The sequence below is a fragment of the Sellimonas caecigallum genome (assembly GCF_019754295.1).
Lineage (GTDB): Bacteria > Bacillota > Clostridia > Lachnospirales > Lachnospiraceae > Sellimonas > Sellimonas caecigallum.
Window position 1 is genome coordinate 1 of sequence record NZ_VIRV01000022.1, and the last position, 15,347, is coordinate 15,347.

8 protein-coding genes are annotated in these 15,347 nt (G+C 48.7%); 1 reads left to right on the plus strand and 7 read right to left on the minus strand.

The window, feature by feature from the left end; translation table 11 throughout:
• Window positions 1-115: 115 nt before the first annotated feature.
• The 6 genes from FLB61_RS11435 to purF all read right to left on the minus strand — a co-directional run bounded on the left by FLB61_RS11435 (window position 116) and on the right by purF (window position 11,334).
• The gene (locus FLB61_RS11435; RefSeq protein ID WP_221920234.1) at window positions 116-670 is read right to left on the minus strand and encodes an ANTAR domain-containing response regulator; all 555 of its coding nucleotides are present in this window, start codon (window positions 668-670) and stop codon (window positions 116-118) included.
• Window positions 671-691: 21 nt separating this feature from the next.
• A complete protein-coding gene (locus FLB61_RS11440; protein ID WP_221920235.1) occupies window positions 692-1,981 on the minus strand; it encodes a glutamine synthetase family protein in 1,290 nt (429 codons plus the stop codon).
• A gap of 76 nt (window positions 1,982-2,057) precedes the next feature.
• Window positions 2,058-3,539 carry a glutamate synthase subunit beta gene (locus FLB61_RS11445; protein ID WP_087203199.1) on the minus strand — a complete coding sequence of 494 codons (1,482 nt, stop codon included), beginning with the start codon at window positions 3,537-3,539 and terminating at the stop codon, window positions 2,058-2,060.
• On the minus strand, window positions 3,515-8,077 hold the full coding sequence (gene gltB / locus FLB61_RS11450; protein ID WP_221920236.1) for a glutamate synthase large subunit: 4,563 nt from the start codon (window positions 8,075-8,077) through the stop codon (window positions 3,515-3,517). The genes FLB61_RS11445 and gltB overlap by 25 nt, the downstream gene beginning before the upstream one ends.
• A 21-nt stretch (window positions 8,078-8,098) precedes the next feature.
• The gene (locus tag FLB61_RS11455) at window positions 8,099-9,709 is read right to left on the minus strand and encodes a CTP synthase (protein ID WP_087210226.1); all 1,611 of its coding nucleotides are present in this window, start codon (window positions 9,707-9,709) and stop codon (window positions 8,099-8,101) included.
• Between the two features lie 212 nt (window positions 9,710-9,921).
• Window positions 9,922-11,334, minus strand: a complete 1,413-nt coding sequence (gene purF / locus FLB61_RS11460; protein WP_246599224.1) for an amidophosphoribosyltransferase — start codon at window positions 11,332-11,334, stop codon at window positions 9,922-9,924.
• A 226-nt stretch (window positions 11,335-11,560) separates the two neighbouring features.
• Here purF and FLB61_RS11465 point away from each other — a divergent pair, with 226 nt between their 5' ends.
• Window positions 11,561-13,672 (plus strand): glutamine synthetase III family protein, encoded by a 2,112-nt coding sequence (locus tag FLB61_RS11465; protein ID WP_087203202.1) that lies wholly within the window; start codon window positions 11,561-11,563, stop codon window positions 13,670-13,672.
• On the opposite strand, the gene FLB61_RS11470 is transcribed toward FLB61_RS11465, so the two are convergent.
• Window positions 13,665-15,332 (minus strand): DUF4091 domain-containing protein, encoded by a 1,668-nt coding sequence (locus FLB61_RS11470; protein ID WP_087203203.1) that lies wholly within the window; start codon window positions 15,330-15,332, stop codon window positions 13,665-13,667. The two genes, FLB61_RS11465 and FLB61_RS11470, sit on opposite strands and share 8 nt — an antisense overlap.
• Window positions 15,333-15,347: the final 15 nt, after the last annotated feature.

Here is a 15,347-nt window from a genome sequence, read left to right on the forward strand (position 1 = left end):
CCGGATCATGCGGGCAACACTATCCATCTCCATCTGCATGATATAAAAAAGGATATGCCCCTGAACGGTTCATACCCTTCTTTTTCTTCGCTTACCTTTTCTGTATCAGAAAACATTATATTTCATTGTAAATCAAAGCCAATATCATCTGAGCCGTCTCTGCCATATTCGTGCCTGTATCCATACTGCTTTTCTGGATATACCGAAACGCCTCTTCTTCGGTCATATGGTTGCGCTCCATCAACACATATTTGGCGTTCCGAATGTAATTTTCCTCCTTCTCCGTACGCCTCGGTTTCGATTTCTTTTTCTGATTTGCACGGCAGTTGACATGCTCAATCATCATACGGACCGTACTGATCAATTCGTTTACCCTGACCGGCATCATTACCGCCACAAGTCCTGACTGCCTCCGGGCACTGACCTTCTGTCTTGAATCCAAAAGAAGCAGTTCAAAATATTCTGGCAGACAGTCCAGAAGTTCTGTATAGTCCGCATCCAAAAGTCTGATCCCGCTGATTACAATCCCGTGGGAAAGACGCTCCGTCTCCTGCAGAACCGCCGATACGCTCCCCGCTGTGTACACATTCCGGAAACCATGCCGGATCAGTATTTCCCTGATTTTCTCCACATCTGCTGGCCGCGGCAGTGCAATGATAATACTTCCCATTCTCTTGCTCCCTGCTCTGCACTAAAACCTGTGTAAATACTCCCTCAGCTCCCAGTCTGTTACCTCTTTTGTGTAGAGATCCCACTCTTTTGATTTTTCCCGGATATACACATCGGCATATCGGTTCCCGCAGATTTTCTGCAAAAACGTATCCTGTCCAAAAGCCTGCAGCGCCTCTTTGAGTGTCCCCGGCAAAGCCCCTGCCTTTTCTCCTGCTTTTAAAGGAACCATCTTTTCACGGATACCGGAAAGTCCTGCCGCCACCGCAAATGCAATGAGCATATAGGGATTGGCTGCCCCGTCGGGCAACAGCCATTCGATCCTGATCTGTCCTTCGCTCCCTTTTGTCACACGGATCGGCGCCTCTCGGTCGGTAAGCGACCAGAAAAGTTCTGTCGGTGCGTGGAAACCGGATTTCAGCCTTTTGTAAGAATTGATGATTGGGTTTGCAATAGCTGCCATCCCGTTCATGTGAGCCAGGAGTCCGGCTATGAACGAGTATGCTTCCTGGCTGAGCCCGTTTTCTGCCTGCTCATCTGCAAAAATATTTTTTCCGTCCTGAAATCCGGTAATATGGATCGCCATAGATGAACCCGGCAGATCGGTGCGCGGTTTCGGCATGAATGTAGCATGCAGGCCATGACGCTGCGCGATCGTCCGCACGGTTGTCCGGAAAGTTACAATCTGATCTGCCGCCCTTATCCCTTTCGCCTGCCTGAAATCTACTTCGTGCTGTGCAGGCGCATCCTCATGGTGGGAAGACTGAATCTCAAATCCCATCTCTTCCAGGGTAAGGATCATATCTCTCCTCACATTCTCTCCCTGGTCCAGCGGAGCAACGTCCAGATAATTCGCCTTTTCCCTCGTGTATGTCGTCGGATTCCCCCCTTCGTCCGTCTCGAAAAGGAAGAACTCGCACTCCGGATCAATATCGAAATCATACCCTTCCTCTTCTGCCTTTAAAAGAACATTCCTGAGAATCTGCCTTGGGCTTTCCTGGATCCGCCTCCCTTCCCGGTCGGTCAAATCACACAAAAACCGTGCTACCTTCCCCTGCTGCGGCCGCCACGGAAGAATCGAGAATGTATCAATATCCGGCTGCAAGAACAAAGAGCCATACCCCAGCTCCCGCATTCCGTGGACACGCTGTCCCTCGATCATGCACTTTCCGGCAAGCGCCTTTTCCATCTGCCCGGCTGTGACTGCAATATTTTTGATCGTTCCGAACAAATCTACAAACTGCAGACGAATAAACTTCACATCTTCCTCTTCTATGATCTGCAGGATTTTCCATTTTTCATATTTTCCCATTTTTATCCTCCATACAAGCGCCAGTCTTTCTTTTTATTATAATCCGCTTCGTTTTCCCCTGCAAGATGCAACCTGGCTACCGAAGATTTGTATAGCCCATAAGTGAGCGATCCACCGCCTTTGCCGCCTCCCTTCCCTCTTTTATGGCCCATACAACCAGCGACTGGCCTCTTCTCATATCTCCTGCCGTGAAGATATTCTTCCTCGACGTTTGATATTTTCTGTCCATAACCGTATTTTTCTCTGTCTTCTCTACCTGAAAAGCATCCATCACATACTCCTCCGCTCCGGTAAAACCAGCGGCAATCAATACCAGATCAGCCGGTATTGTCCGCTCACTCCCTTTCACAAAAACCGTCTCGGTGTGTCCGGTATCCCGGTTTTTTTTGAATTCCAGCCGTACCGTCTTAACCCCGCGCACTTCCCCTTTTTCATTTTTGACAAATTCCTTGACCGTCGTCTGGTAAACTCTTGGATCCTCCCCGAACAAACAGATTGCTTCTTCCTGTCCATAATCTGTCTTGCGTACTTTTGGCCATTCCGGCCATGGGTTTCTTTCCTCTCTTTTCTCTGATGGTTTGGGCATCATCTCTAACTGTACGACAGATCGCGCCCCCAGACGGATCACTGTCCCTGCACAGTCATTTCCTGTATCTCCGCCGCCGATGATAACGACATGTCTGCCTTTTGCCAGCTTATATGGCACATTTGCAAAACGGCTGTCCAAGAGTGCCTTTGTCACTTCTGACAGGAAGTCTACAGCAAAACGGATCCCTTTCGCATCTCTTCCAGGTACGTTGATGTCCCTTGGCCTGGATGCTCCACATGCCAAGATAATCCTGTCAAACTCATCCTGGATTTCCTGCGCCTTTCCTTCCTGGGCTGCGTCCGTGCCAGTCACAAATGTGATTCCTTCTTCCTCCATCATCCTTCTTCTTCTTTCGATGACAGACTTGTCCAGCTTCATATTGGGGATCCCATACATAAGCAGTCCCCCAATCCGGTCGCTGCGCTCGAAAACCGTCACACTGTGTCCTCGTTTATTCAGCAGCAAAGCTGCGGAAAGACCGGCCGGCCCACTTCCGATGACCGCTACCTTTTTCCCGGTACGCACGCTTGGGGGAGCCGCATCCACAAGGCCATGAGAAAATGCATATTCGATGATGGCGCGCTCATTTTCTTTTGTGGACACCGGTTCCGTATGGACACCGCAAGTGCATGCCGCCTCGCAGAGAGCCGGACATACCCTGGATGTAAATTCCGGCAGACAGTTCGTCTGCTGCAGTCTCTGATATGCCTGATCCATCCTTCCTCTGTAGACGAGATCATTAAATTCCGGCACCAGGTTGTGAAGAGGACAGCCCGATGTCATCCCATTTAACTCTTCCCCGAACTGACAGAACGGAATCCCGCAGGCCATACACCTTGCGCCTTGCTTTCGCTGTTCTTGCTCAGGTAAGGGCCGGTGAAACTCCTGAAAATCATGGATTCTCTCTTCGGGTTTCTTCACAGCTCCAATCTTTCTTTTATATTCTAAAAATCCTGTCGGTTTTCCCATTCTTTCTGTTCCTCCCAGTCTGTCTGCCCTGTGCTTTCATAAAAAGCTTTGATCTTTGCTTCTTCCATGCTCATGCCGAGTTCCCGATATTTGTCGCTTAATTTCAAAAGGTTCTTATAATCTTTCGGTATAATCTTTTTAAATTTCGGGACATATGCCTGGAAATCGTCCAGTATTCTTCTCGCCTTTTTTGACCCTGTTCTTTTTACATGCTGTTCCAGAAGGTCTCTCACTTCTTCCTTGTCTCTATCCTCCGTCAGTTCTTCCATCCATATCATGGATGGATTGATATTTCTGTACAGAGAATTCGTCTCGTCCAGCACATAAGCGACGCCTCCGCTCATACCTGCCGCGAAATTTTTTCCGGTCTTTCCGATGATTGCCACTTTTCCACCGGTCATATACTCGCATCCGTGATCTCCTACCCCTTCCACTACCGCAGCAGCTCCGGAATTCCGCACGCAGAATCTCTCTCCAGCTATCCCGTTTATGTAAGCGTTCCCGGAAGTCGCTCCATAAAGGGCGACATTCCCGACAATCATATTCTCCTCTGCACGATATGTACTGTTTTCCGGAGGGCATACAGCCAGCGTCCCCCCGGAAAGTCCTTTCCCAAAATAGTCATTGGAATCCCCCCGCAGCGTAATGGTAAGCCCTTTTGGAATGAATGCTCCGAAACTCTGTCCTCCGTTTCCTGTACAATTTACTTTATACGTATCATCCGGAAGCCCATCCGGATACTGTCTCGTGATCTCTGATCCAAAAATCGTCCCGAATGTGCGGTCAGTGTTTCTTACATGAATCGAAAGTTCTCCCGGTATTCTTTCTTTCAGCTTTTCTTTCCATTCTTTTACAAGCACTGTCTCATCCAGCGTCTTATCGAGCCCAAAATCGTATTCCTCTTCCTGATTTTTTTCCCCTGCTTGCGGATACCGGCAGACAGCGCTTAGATCCACCTTTGCGGCACGTGTATGTGCAGGGTATTCCCTTACTTTCAGAAGATCCGTCCTTCCTACGAGCTCATCCACTGTCCGGATCCCAAGTCTTGCCATATATTCTCTGAGTTCCTCCGCGATGAATTCCATGAAATGTATCACATATTCCGGTTTCCCTTGAAAACATTTTCGAAGTTTCGGGTTCTGTGTGGCCACCCCCATCGGGCATGTATCCTCGTTGCAGACTCTCATCATAACACATCCAAGCGCAACAAGCGGTGCCGTGGCAAACCCGAATTCTTCCGCCCCCAGCATGGCCGCCACCGCCACATCACGTCCGCTCATCAGTTTTCCGTCCGTCTCCAGGCGAACCTGCCTGCGCAGTCCGTTCTTCAGTAATGTTTGGTGTGCTTCCGAAAGGCCAAGCTCCCACGGAAGCCCTGCATTGTGGATCGAACTTCCCGGCGCCGCCCCTGTCCCTCCGTCATATCCGGAAATCAGTATCACTTGCGCTCCTGCTTTTGCGACTCCGGAAGCAATCGTCCCTACTCCTGCCTCCGATACGAGTTTTACAGAAATTCTCGCCTCTTTGTTTGCGTTTTTCAAATCATATATCAGCTGCGCCAGGTCTTCTATCGAATAAATATCATGGTGAGGAGGAGGGGATATCAGGCTGACACCTGGTGTGGAATATCGGGTTCTGGCGATCCACGGGTATACTTTTTTCCCCGGCAGGTGCCCTCCTTCCCCCGGTTTTGCTCCCTGCGCCATCTTGATCTGAATCTCATCCGCACTTACCAGATAACGGCTTGTAACCCCAAATCTCCCGCTTGCCACCTGCTTGATAGCAGAGCACCGGTCTTCTTTTGTCCCTTTGGACAGAAAACGTTCCGGGTCTTCCCCTCCTTCTCCGCTGTTGGATTTCCCTTGTATCTTGTTCATAGCCAGCGCCAGCGTCTCATGTGCTTCCCGGGATATGGATCCATAGGACATAGCGCCTGTCTTGAATCTTTTCACAATAGATCCTGCACTCTCTACTTCTGAAATCGGCACCCCTGTTTCAGGATAATTGAAATCCAAAAGGCTTCTGAGATAACCGGTCTCCTCACCATCAGCAAGTTTCGTATATGCTTTGAACATAGTGTAGTCGTTCTTCCAGAGAGACTGCTGCAGCAAATGAATCGTCTTCGGATTATACCGGTGGTATTCTCCCTGGCTGCGGAATCTGTGACGTCCAATACTCGGGAGCGTCCGGTCCGTATCCAGTCCCAGAGGGTCAAATGCTTTCGTGTGCAGTGTCTCTGCATCCTTCTGGATATCCGCAAGCGTGATGCCTCCCACGCGGCTGATCGTATTTGTAAAATAAGCGTCTATAACCTCTTTTGAAATTCCGACAGCTTCAAAAATCTGTGCTCCCTGATAGGACTGAAGCGTGGAAATGCCCATTTTCGATGCAATCTTGACGATCCCTTCAAGGACTGCTTTGTCGTAGTCGTGAATCGCTGCATGGCAATCTTTATCCAGCAGTCCATTCTCTGTCATCTCCCGGATTGTCTCATGAGCCAGATATGGGTTGACAGCACAGGCGCCGTATCCTAAAAGTACTGCAAAATGGTGGACTTCCCTCGGTTCTGCCGATTCCAGTATCAATGCAAGCGAAGTACTTTTTTTCGTCCTTACCAGGTAGTGATGGACCGCCGAGACAGCAAGCAGCGATGGGATTGCCACGTGGTTTTCATCCACGCCTCTGTCTGTTAACACCAGAATATTGGCCCCTTCTTCATATGCTTTGTCCACCTGGATAAACAATCTGTCCAGCGCCTTTTTCAGAGGAGTGGATTTACAGCAGAGAATGGATACCTGGGCCGAGCGAAGTCCCGGTTTCTCCAGCGCCTTGATCTTCATCATATCCGTATCAGACAAAATAGGGTTTTTTACTTTCAGAACACGACAGTTTTCCGGACATTCCTTTAGCAGGTTCCCTTCTTTCCCGATATAGATACTCGTGGAAGTCACAATCTTTTCCCGTACGGAATCAATCGGCGGATTCGTGACCTGGGCAAACCGCTGTTTAAAATAATAGAATAATGGCTGATGTTCTTTTGAGAGAACCGCAAGAGGCGTGTCCGCTCCCATAGACTCAATGGACTCCGCCCCGTTCAGCGCCATCGCGTAAATGGAATCGTGATAGTCTTCATATTCGTATCCAAATGCAAGGCGGAGACGTTCGCACTCTTTTTGCGTATACTCTTTTGCCTTCTGGTCCGGTATCTCCAGGTCTTTCAGTTCTGTCAAGTGCTGATTCAGCCATTCTCCGTAAGGCTGTCTCCCTGCATAATATGTTTTCAGCTCTTCATCCCGTATGATCCGTTTTTGTACCGTATCGGCCACAAGCATCTTTCCTGGGTGGATCCTTCCTTTCTCCAATATATCTTCCTCCCGGATGCCAGCCATCACCCCAACCTCGGAAGCAAGGAAAAGACAGTTGTCTTTCGTGACGTAGTATCGGGATGGCCTGAGTCCATTGCGGTCGAGAACCGCCCCAAGGATATCCCCGTCGCTGAAAAGCACAGATGCCGGTCCGTCCCATGGCTCCAGCATTGTGGCGTAATACTGATAAAAATCTTTTTTGTCTTGCGTAAGCGTGTTATCGTTCTCCCACGGCTCCGGGACAACTGTCATCACAGCCAATGGCAGTTCCATACCGTTCATTGTGAGAAATTCCAGTACATTGTCAAGCATCGCCGAGTCTGATCCTCTTCTGTCTACCACTGGAAGGATTTTAGGAAATGCCTCCTGTAAACAGGCTGAACGCATGTTTTCTTCCCTGGCCAGCATTTTATCTGCATTTCCCTGGATCGTGTTGATCTCCCCATTATGCACGATAAATCTGTTTGGATGTGCTCTCTCCCAGCTGGGTTCTGTATTCGTGCTGAATCTGGAGTGGACCAGGGCGATGGCTGATTCATACTCCGGATCCTGAAGATCCGCAAAGAACAGACGGAGCTGCCGTACAAGGAACATTCCTTTGTAAACGATCGTCCTGCTGGAAAGGGAAACCGGATACGTCTCCGGACAGCTTTTTTCAAATTCCCTTCTCACCACATAAAGTCTCCTGTCAAATTCAATCCCTTTTTCTACATTCTCCGGCTTTTGGATAAAAGCCTGCCAGATATCCGGCATGCAGCCGCGCGCTTTTTCTGACAACACTTCCGGAACAGAAGGCACCTGTCTCCATCCAAGGAAGACAAGACCTTCTTTTTTCACAATCGTTTCAAACATTTTGCGATCCCGGTTTCCTCGCAGTTCGTCACTTGGAAAGAAAAGCATACCCACTCCGTATTCCCTTTCTTCTCCAATAGAAATCCCGATTTTTTTGCATTCTTTTTTGAAAAAACGGTGTGAAATCTGAAGAAGAATTCCTACCCCGTCCCCGGTCTTTCCTTCCGCATCTTTTCCAGCTCTGTGATCCAGATTTTCTACGATCTCCAATGCCTGCCTGACAACGTGATGTGTCTTTTCCCCATCTATATTTACGACTGCTCCAATCCCGCAGTTATCGTGCTCCAGCATGGGGCAGTACAGCCCTTTTCTCTCTTCCATTCTTTCCCAGTCCTTTCACGTTTATTTTTTGCCAGCCAGATGCATCTGTGCCGCCTGCACAAATCCTGCAAACAGCGGATGCGCCCGGTTTGGCCTTGATTTGAATTCCGGGTGTGCCTGCGTTCCTATATAGAAAGGATGATCTTTTAACTCGATCATCTCCACGATACGTTTATCCGGCGATAATCCGGATAATACCATGCCCGCCTTTTCAAGAGCCTCCCTATAATCATTGTTGACTTCATATCGATGGCGGTGTCTTTCCGTGATCTCTTCTTTCCCGTACAGCCGATATGCCAGGGAATTTTCATCAAGAATACACGGGTACGCGCCCAACCGCAGTGTTCCTCCGATATCCTCCACATCTTTTTGCTCCGGCATCAGAGCAATTACCGGATGCAAGGTGTCTGGATGGAATTCACTGCTTCCGGCATCGTGATACCCCGCCACATTCCTGGCGAATTCCACAATGGCCATCTGCATCCCCAGACAGATACCAAGATATGGAATCTTCTTTTCCCTTGCATATTGTGCCGCAAGGATCATCCCTTCTGTCCCGCGTCTTCCGAAACCGCCTGGAACAAGGATGCCGTCCACTTTGTTCAGCACCTTGTCCGTCTCTGATTTTTCCAGCTCTTCTGAGTCCACCCACCGGAACCGAATATCCGTATGGGTTTTGATTCCGCCGTGCTTCAACGCTTCCACAACGCTCAAATATGCATCGTGCAGCTGAGTATATTTTCCCACTATGGCAATCTCCACTTCCCGCTCCGGCTTCCGAAGCGCTTCTACCATCTCTTTCCATTCCAGAAGATCCGGCGTCCTCTGCTCCAGGTGCAGGCATTTGAGCGCCGCCTCTGCAAGATGTTCTTTCTCCATGGCAATCGGCGCCTCATAAAGATATTCTACATCCAGATTCTGAAGAACCTGATCCGAAGGCACATTACAGAACAATGCGATCTTATCGCGCATCTCCTGCGATACCGGGTACTCAGACCGGCACACCAGGATATCCGGCCAGATGCCAAGTCTTTGCAGTTCTTTTACGCTGGCCTGTGTAGGTTTTGTCTTCATCTCCCCCGATGCTTTGAGATACGGTATGAGAGTAACATGGATCAGAATGGCATTCTCTTTCCCTACATCGTGCTGAAACTGACGGATGGCCTCCAAAAATGGCTGGCTTTCAATATCCCCCACTGTTCCTCCCACCTCGATGATGGCGATCCTGTCCTCATCCGGATTCTTGGCGCGGTAGAATCTGCTTTTGATCTCGTTTGTAATATGCGGAATGACCTGTACAGTTCCCCCGCCATAATCTCCATGACGCTCTTTATTGAGCACCGACCAATAGATTTTCCCGGAGGTCACATTGGAGTTCCTGTCCAGATTTTCGTCGATAAACCGTTCGTAATGTCCCAGATCCAGATCCGTCTCTGTCCCGTCCTCCGTCACAAAGACTTCTCCATGCTGGATCGGATTCATCGTCCCCGGATCCACATTGATATACGGATCAAACTTCTGCATCGTTACCTGATAGCCCCTGGCTTTCAAAAGCCTTCCCAGAGAAGCCGCTGTAATCCCTTTTCCCAGCCCGGACACTACTCCTCCAGTCACAAACACATATTTTACCATTTCTGTTTCCTCCTCTTTTCTATAAATCTCTATGCCGCATTGCCCTGAAACAAAAAAAGCGGCAAAGAGCCCTGAAATGCGTTGCTTTGCATCTCAAACCGACCCCTTTGTCGCTTTTCATCCCTGTTCTGTTTTAGTATTTCCGAAAAGAGCTTCGAAAATAATTATTTTTTTACTATACTCTTCTTTTTTTCATTTGTAAACCCCTGATTTTATTTCCCTGGATCAATCGGATATCTGTTGTCGAAACATGCCTTGCAGATTCCCATGTCCCCGACCATGGTCTGTAAATCCTCAATCTTCATATACCCCAGAGAGTCTGCTCCTATCATCTGGCGGATCTCCTCCTCCGTATGGGAAGACGCGATGAGCTGATCGTTGGACGGCACATCTGTCCCGTAGTAGCACGGATAGAGAAATGGCGGCGCGCTGATCCGCACATGGACTTCCTTTGCCCCGGCTCCTTTGAGCATCTGGATCAGATTCGCCATGGTCGTTCCTCTTACAATGGAATCATCCACAAGAACGATGCGCTTGTCTTTTACTACAGATTCCAGGACATTCAGCTTGAGCCTGACACTGGATTCCCGTTCTTGCTGCGTCGGCTTGATAAATGTCCTCCCGATATAACTGTTTTTATAAAAAGCAGCCTCAAACGGAAGTCCCGCTTCCATAGCGTATCCCCTTGCCGCAGTAAGGCCGGATTCCGGTACACCGGTTACCATATCCGCTTTTGCCGGATAGGCTTTTGCAAGAGCTCTGCCTGCCCGTATCCGTGCATCGTACACCTTGACGCCATCCATCCTGCTGTCCAGACGGGCAAAATAGATATATTCGAAAATACAGTGCGCCCTCTCTTTCTGCTGCAGTTCTTTGTTGGACCGGATTCCTTCTGCCGTAACAGTGATCATTTCCCCCGGTTCGATATCCCGGATCAGTTCTGCCCCAACCGCAGAAAGCGCACAGCTTTCCGATGCCACCACGTAAGCATTGTCTCTTTTGCCGAGACAAAGAGGTTTTAGTCCGAATGGATCTCTCACTGCGACAAGCTTTCTCGGACTCATGATGACCAGTCCGTACGCTCCTTTGATCTTTCTTGCTGTCCTCAGCACAGCTTCCTCCACACTGGCCGTGTGGACGCGCTCTCTGGCAATAAAATACGCGATCATCTCTGAGTCTGTCGTCGTGTGGAAAATGGCGCCTCCATAGACAAGCTCTTCTTTGAGTTGTTCTGCATTGACCAGATTTCCATTGTGGGCAAGGGCAAGCGTCCCTTTGATGTAGTTCAGCACCAGTGGCTGTGCATTCTCTCTTGTGGACGCTCCCGTGGTAGAATAGCGCACATGGCCAATGCCGAGATCGCCATGAAGTCTGGAAAGATTTTCCTCCTTAAACACCTCTCCCACAAGGCCAAGATCTTTGTGATAAGAGATATTCCCTCTTGGCCCTTTCGTGTCAGATACGACGATGCCGCAGGATTCCTGCCCTCTGTGCTGCAGCGAACAAAGGCCGTAGTAGACAGAAGGTGCCACATCCTTTCCATCTATGTCATAAATGCCGAACACTCCGCACTCTTCCTTTACGCCGCTTATTTCCAACTGATTTTTCATACGCTTTGTACTCATTTTTCTGTCCTCCGAAAGCTTGCTCTGCTTGATTTTGATTTTATACTAAGACATTTTACCCATCTTCCTCCGCTTTTCAAGGCTTTTTTCTGTTTTTTTCAAAAAATGTTTGACAAAGCAAAAAAAAGGTGTATACTGAGATGACATAAAGCAAAGGCGCTTTGGCATGGATCCAAAGCGCCTTTTTGCATTTTATTTATAGCTCAAGGAAAGGGGTATTTGCACTATGAAAGAAACAGGAAATTCTATTCCGGAACTATACGGCTCCCTTGTATTCAATGACAAAGTCATGCGGGAACGTCTCCCAAAAGACACGTATAAAGCACTCCGAAAAACGATAGAAAACGGAACGCATCTGGAACTGGATGTGGCGAATACTGTGGCGGCAGCCATGAAAGAATGGGCTGTGGAACACGGCGCCACCCATTTTACCCACTGGTTCCAGCCTATGACCGGTTTTACCGCCGAAAAACACGACAGCTTCATCTCGCCGGATAAAGCCGGTCAGATCATTATGGAATTCTCCGGAAAAGAACTTATAAAAGGCGAGCCGGACGCTTCCAGTTTTCCTTCCGGCGGTCTTCGCGCCACATTTGAGGCAAGAGGCTACACTGCCTGGGATCCGACTTCCCCTGCCTTTATCAAAGACGGTTCTCTCTACATTCCAACCGCCTTTTGTTCTTACAGTGGGGAAGCGCTGGATAAAAAGACGCCTCTCCTCCGATCTATGGAAGCCCTGAACAGGGAAGGAGTGCGCCTTCTCCATCTTCTGGGAAGAAAGGACGTACGCAAAATTGACACTACAGTAGGCTCTGAACAGGAATATTTTCTTGTAGACAAAGATTTGTATAAAAAAAGAAAAGATTTGCTTTTCTGCGGCCGCACACTGCTCGGCGCTCCCGCTCCCAAAGGGCAGGAAATGGAAGACCACTATTTCGGTGTCTTAAAACCAAAAGTCGCATCCTACATGCATGATCTGGATGAAGAGCTCTGGAAGCTTGGCGTGCCGGCCAAGACCAAACACAATGAAGTGGCTCCTGCCCAGCATGAGCTGGCTCCTGTGTTTGATACGGCCAATGTGGCAGTCGATCACAATCAACTTATCATGGAGATCATGAAAAAAGTCGCCGATAAGCATCATCTCGCCTGTCTCCTGCACGAAAAACCATTTGAAGGAGTCAACGGAAGCGGCAAACACAACAACTGGTCCATCGTGACAGACTCCGGAGAAAATCTTCTTGATCCTGGGAAAACACCGGCTGAAAATACCCAATTTCTTCTCTTTCTTCTGGCCGTCATCGAAGCGGTAGACGATTACGCAGATCTGATGAGAATATCTGTGGCAAGCGCCGGCAACGATCATCGTCTCGGTGCCAACGAAGCGCCTCCTGCTATCGTTTCTATCTTCCTGGGAGACGAATTGACCCGTGTCCTTTCCTCCATTGAGAGTGGTACGGATTTTGCCAAAGAGCAGCAGACCCTTATGGAAATCGGCGCCCATGTCCTTCCTCATTTTGCCAAAGATACGACGGATCGGAACCGTACGTCCCCATTCGCTTTCACTGGAAACAAATTTGAATTTCGGATGCCTGGAAGCGCCCTTTCAGTGGCGGGTCCCAATGTGATCCTCAACACAGCAGTAGCGGAATCCCTCCAAAACATCTGCGGCAAACTCGAAAATATCCCCGAAGAAAACCTTCATGACGCCATCCAGAATCTTCTAAAAGAAATGATCCGACGTCACAAACGGATCCTCTTTAACGGGAACGGCTACACGGACGAATGGATCAAAGAAGCGGAAAAACGCGGTCTTTACAACCTGAAGTCTCTGCCTGATGCTCTGCCTGAGTTTATCTCGCAAAAAAACCTGGATTTATTCACAAAGCATCATATCTTCACAAAAGAAGAAATCTTCTCCCGCTATGAAATCCTTCTGGAGAATTACGCAAAGACCATCCATATCGAATCCCTGACCCTTCAGGATATGGTACGGAAAGATTTTACACCCGCTCTTTTCTCCTATATGGCGGATATTGCATCGGAAGCCCTCGAAAAAAAGAAACTCCTTCCGTCCCTTTCTTCTTCATACGAAGAACAGATCATCCGAACGTTGACCGAATCATCCGAATCCATCTCTGTCCTGTTGGAAAAACTGTGTGCAGATACAAAAAAAGCCGAACAGCACCAAGATACTCTTGATGCCGCCCGGTACTACCACGATACAATCCTTTTGGATATGGAACTGCTGCGTGGCTCCGTGGATCAGGCAGAAGCGATCATACCTGGAACGTATCTCCCCTATCCGACATACGATGAACTTTTGTTCTCCCTCAGATGAGCAGTTCGGCTCTTTTTGCTATTTCTCTGTTGATCCGGTTCCTAAGCTGAAGAAGGTACATATCGGATTTCGGATAACATTTAAATGTCATCGGCTCTGCAAGTTCTCCTTCGATGCAGTCCATGACAAACTCCCTTCCAGCCAGGGATTCCAAAAGCTGGCATGCTCTCAGATCCTGGAGCGCTTCCTCATGTACCATCATGCGGATGGATTCTTCCGGGAACCCATCCGCCCCCGGATATACAAGGAAGGCATCTCCCGACGGGAATCCCCCTCCTGCATCCGTTACTTCGTACGGATTGATATGTTCCGTGGAAAACTGGGTGTTATAAAAATTGTATCCCCAGTGGAGAATTCCGACAATCTGGTATTTGTAAAGCTGAAGTCCGTAAATCCGATTGCGCATGGACGGCATGGACATGAAACGGTTGCTGACTTCATAGAACTGTCCGACACAGTAATACGTCCACATATCCGTCAGGCCATGAGACAGAAATTCTTCGATTTCATTATTTCCCGGTATGGGCTTGTCCACAAGCCCGTACCTGTAAAACTCGTAGCTGGAAAGCGCGTCAAACGTATGGAATCCATCCAGAAGCCCTTCTATGGATTCCTTGGCCGCCCGGTAACTGTCCAGATGTTCCTCTCTTGGCTCATCGGAAAGATGGAACCATGTATTCTGGCTAATTCCCCATTCTTTTAGCTTCTCCTTGAGCTCCGGCAAAAATGCATGGAGAAACTCCGTGTATTGTCCCACCGCCGGTGTATGCCAGCCAAAAATCTTTTCTTCTCTCCCATCGATATCTGCCACGATCTTCGGTGCATACATGGCTCCCCATTGGGAAAACAGATGGCTCATCTCAAAATAGCGGATTCCGCATCTTCGACACAGATCTACCCATCTTTTCAGTCTCTCAAACCCAAACTGATACTGCCCGCTTTTCACTTTCACATCCACCAGCTGCGTCGTAGTCCGCTCTTTTCCGACTGCCACATCCAGTGCCGGCGTAAAAAGCGGTGTGAGGATCATATTTCCTCCTCGTTTCACATACTCGTGCAGAAAATTTTCGATGATCTTCCAGTGTTCTTCTGAAAATACAGGAACCTGATAATAGTCCGCCAGACAGTCAGGATAGAACCATTCCGTATGCATGATCTTCTGCTTCGGGAGAACCGCGTCAAAAATGCGGATCTGTGTGTCTGCCCTGCACAGCATGTCCCCGTCTTTCGTAAGACTGATCCGGATATCATACATACCCGGCTCCATATCTTCCGGTATCTCAATATCAATCCAGAGACTTCTCCATTTTCCAGGAAATATATCTGCTTTTCCTTCTTTTAATTCTCTTAAAAGATCCGGATACATTCCTGAGGTAGTCTTCAGATAATTGTCATCCACTTTCGGGCAGCAGGCCCTCCCAACAGGAACATTTTCCACACTTCTTATATGCATATACTCCCGGATTGGGGATTCCAGCACCACATCCACCCGCTCTTTCGCAAAAGAGTCTGTCGTGCAGGCGGCCTGGAAAGACACCGTCTCCCCCTTGAGTCCTGTCAAGACCATGCATTCCGGCCGATACACCGGAATCTCATCCAAAAAGACTTTCTCCAGTGAACTGACAAGTTTCATTTCAAAATTTACTTCTGTTTTTTGCATAGCGTTTCCTCTTTT

What these genes read in the sequence shown, in the direction of transcription:
- FLB61_RS11435 (WP_221920234.1), bottom strand. Translation starts at nt 670, where the DNA reads ATGGGAAGTATTATCATTGCACTGCCGCGGCCAGCAGATGTGGAGAAA.
- FLB61_RS11440 (WP_221920235.1), bottom strand. Translation starts at nt 1,981, where the DNA reads ATGGGAAAATATGAAAAATGGAAAATCCTGCAGATCATAGAAGAGGAA.
- FLB61_RS11445 (WP_087203199.1), bottom strand. Translation starts at nt 3,539, where the DNA reads ATGGGAAAACCGACAGGATTTTTAGAATATAAAAGAAAGATTGGAGCT.
- gltB (WP_221920236.1), bottom strand. Translation starts at nt 8,077, where the DNA reads ATGGAAGAGAGAAAAGGGCTGTACTGCCCCATGCTGGAGCACGATAAC.
- FLB61_RS11455 (WP_087210226.1), bottom strand. Translation starts at nt 9,709, where the DNA reads ATGGTAAAATATGTGTTTGTGACTGGAGGAGTAGTGTCCGGGCTGGGA.
- purF (WP_246599224.1), bottom strand. Translation starts at nt 11,334, where the DNA reads ATGAGTACAAAGCGTATGAAAAATCAGTTGGAAATAAGCGGCGTAAAG.
- FLB61_RS11465 (WP_087203202.1), top strand. Translation starts at nt 11,561, where the DNA reads ATGAAAGAAACAGGAAATTCTATTCCGGAACTATACGGCTCCCTTGTA.
- FLB61_RS11470 (WP_087203203.1), bottom strand. Translation starts at nt 15,332, where the DNA reads ATGCAAAAAACAGAAGTAAATTTTGAAATGAAACTTGTCAGTTCACTG.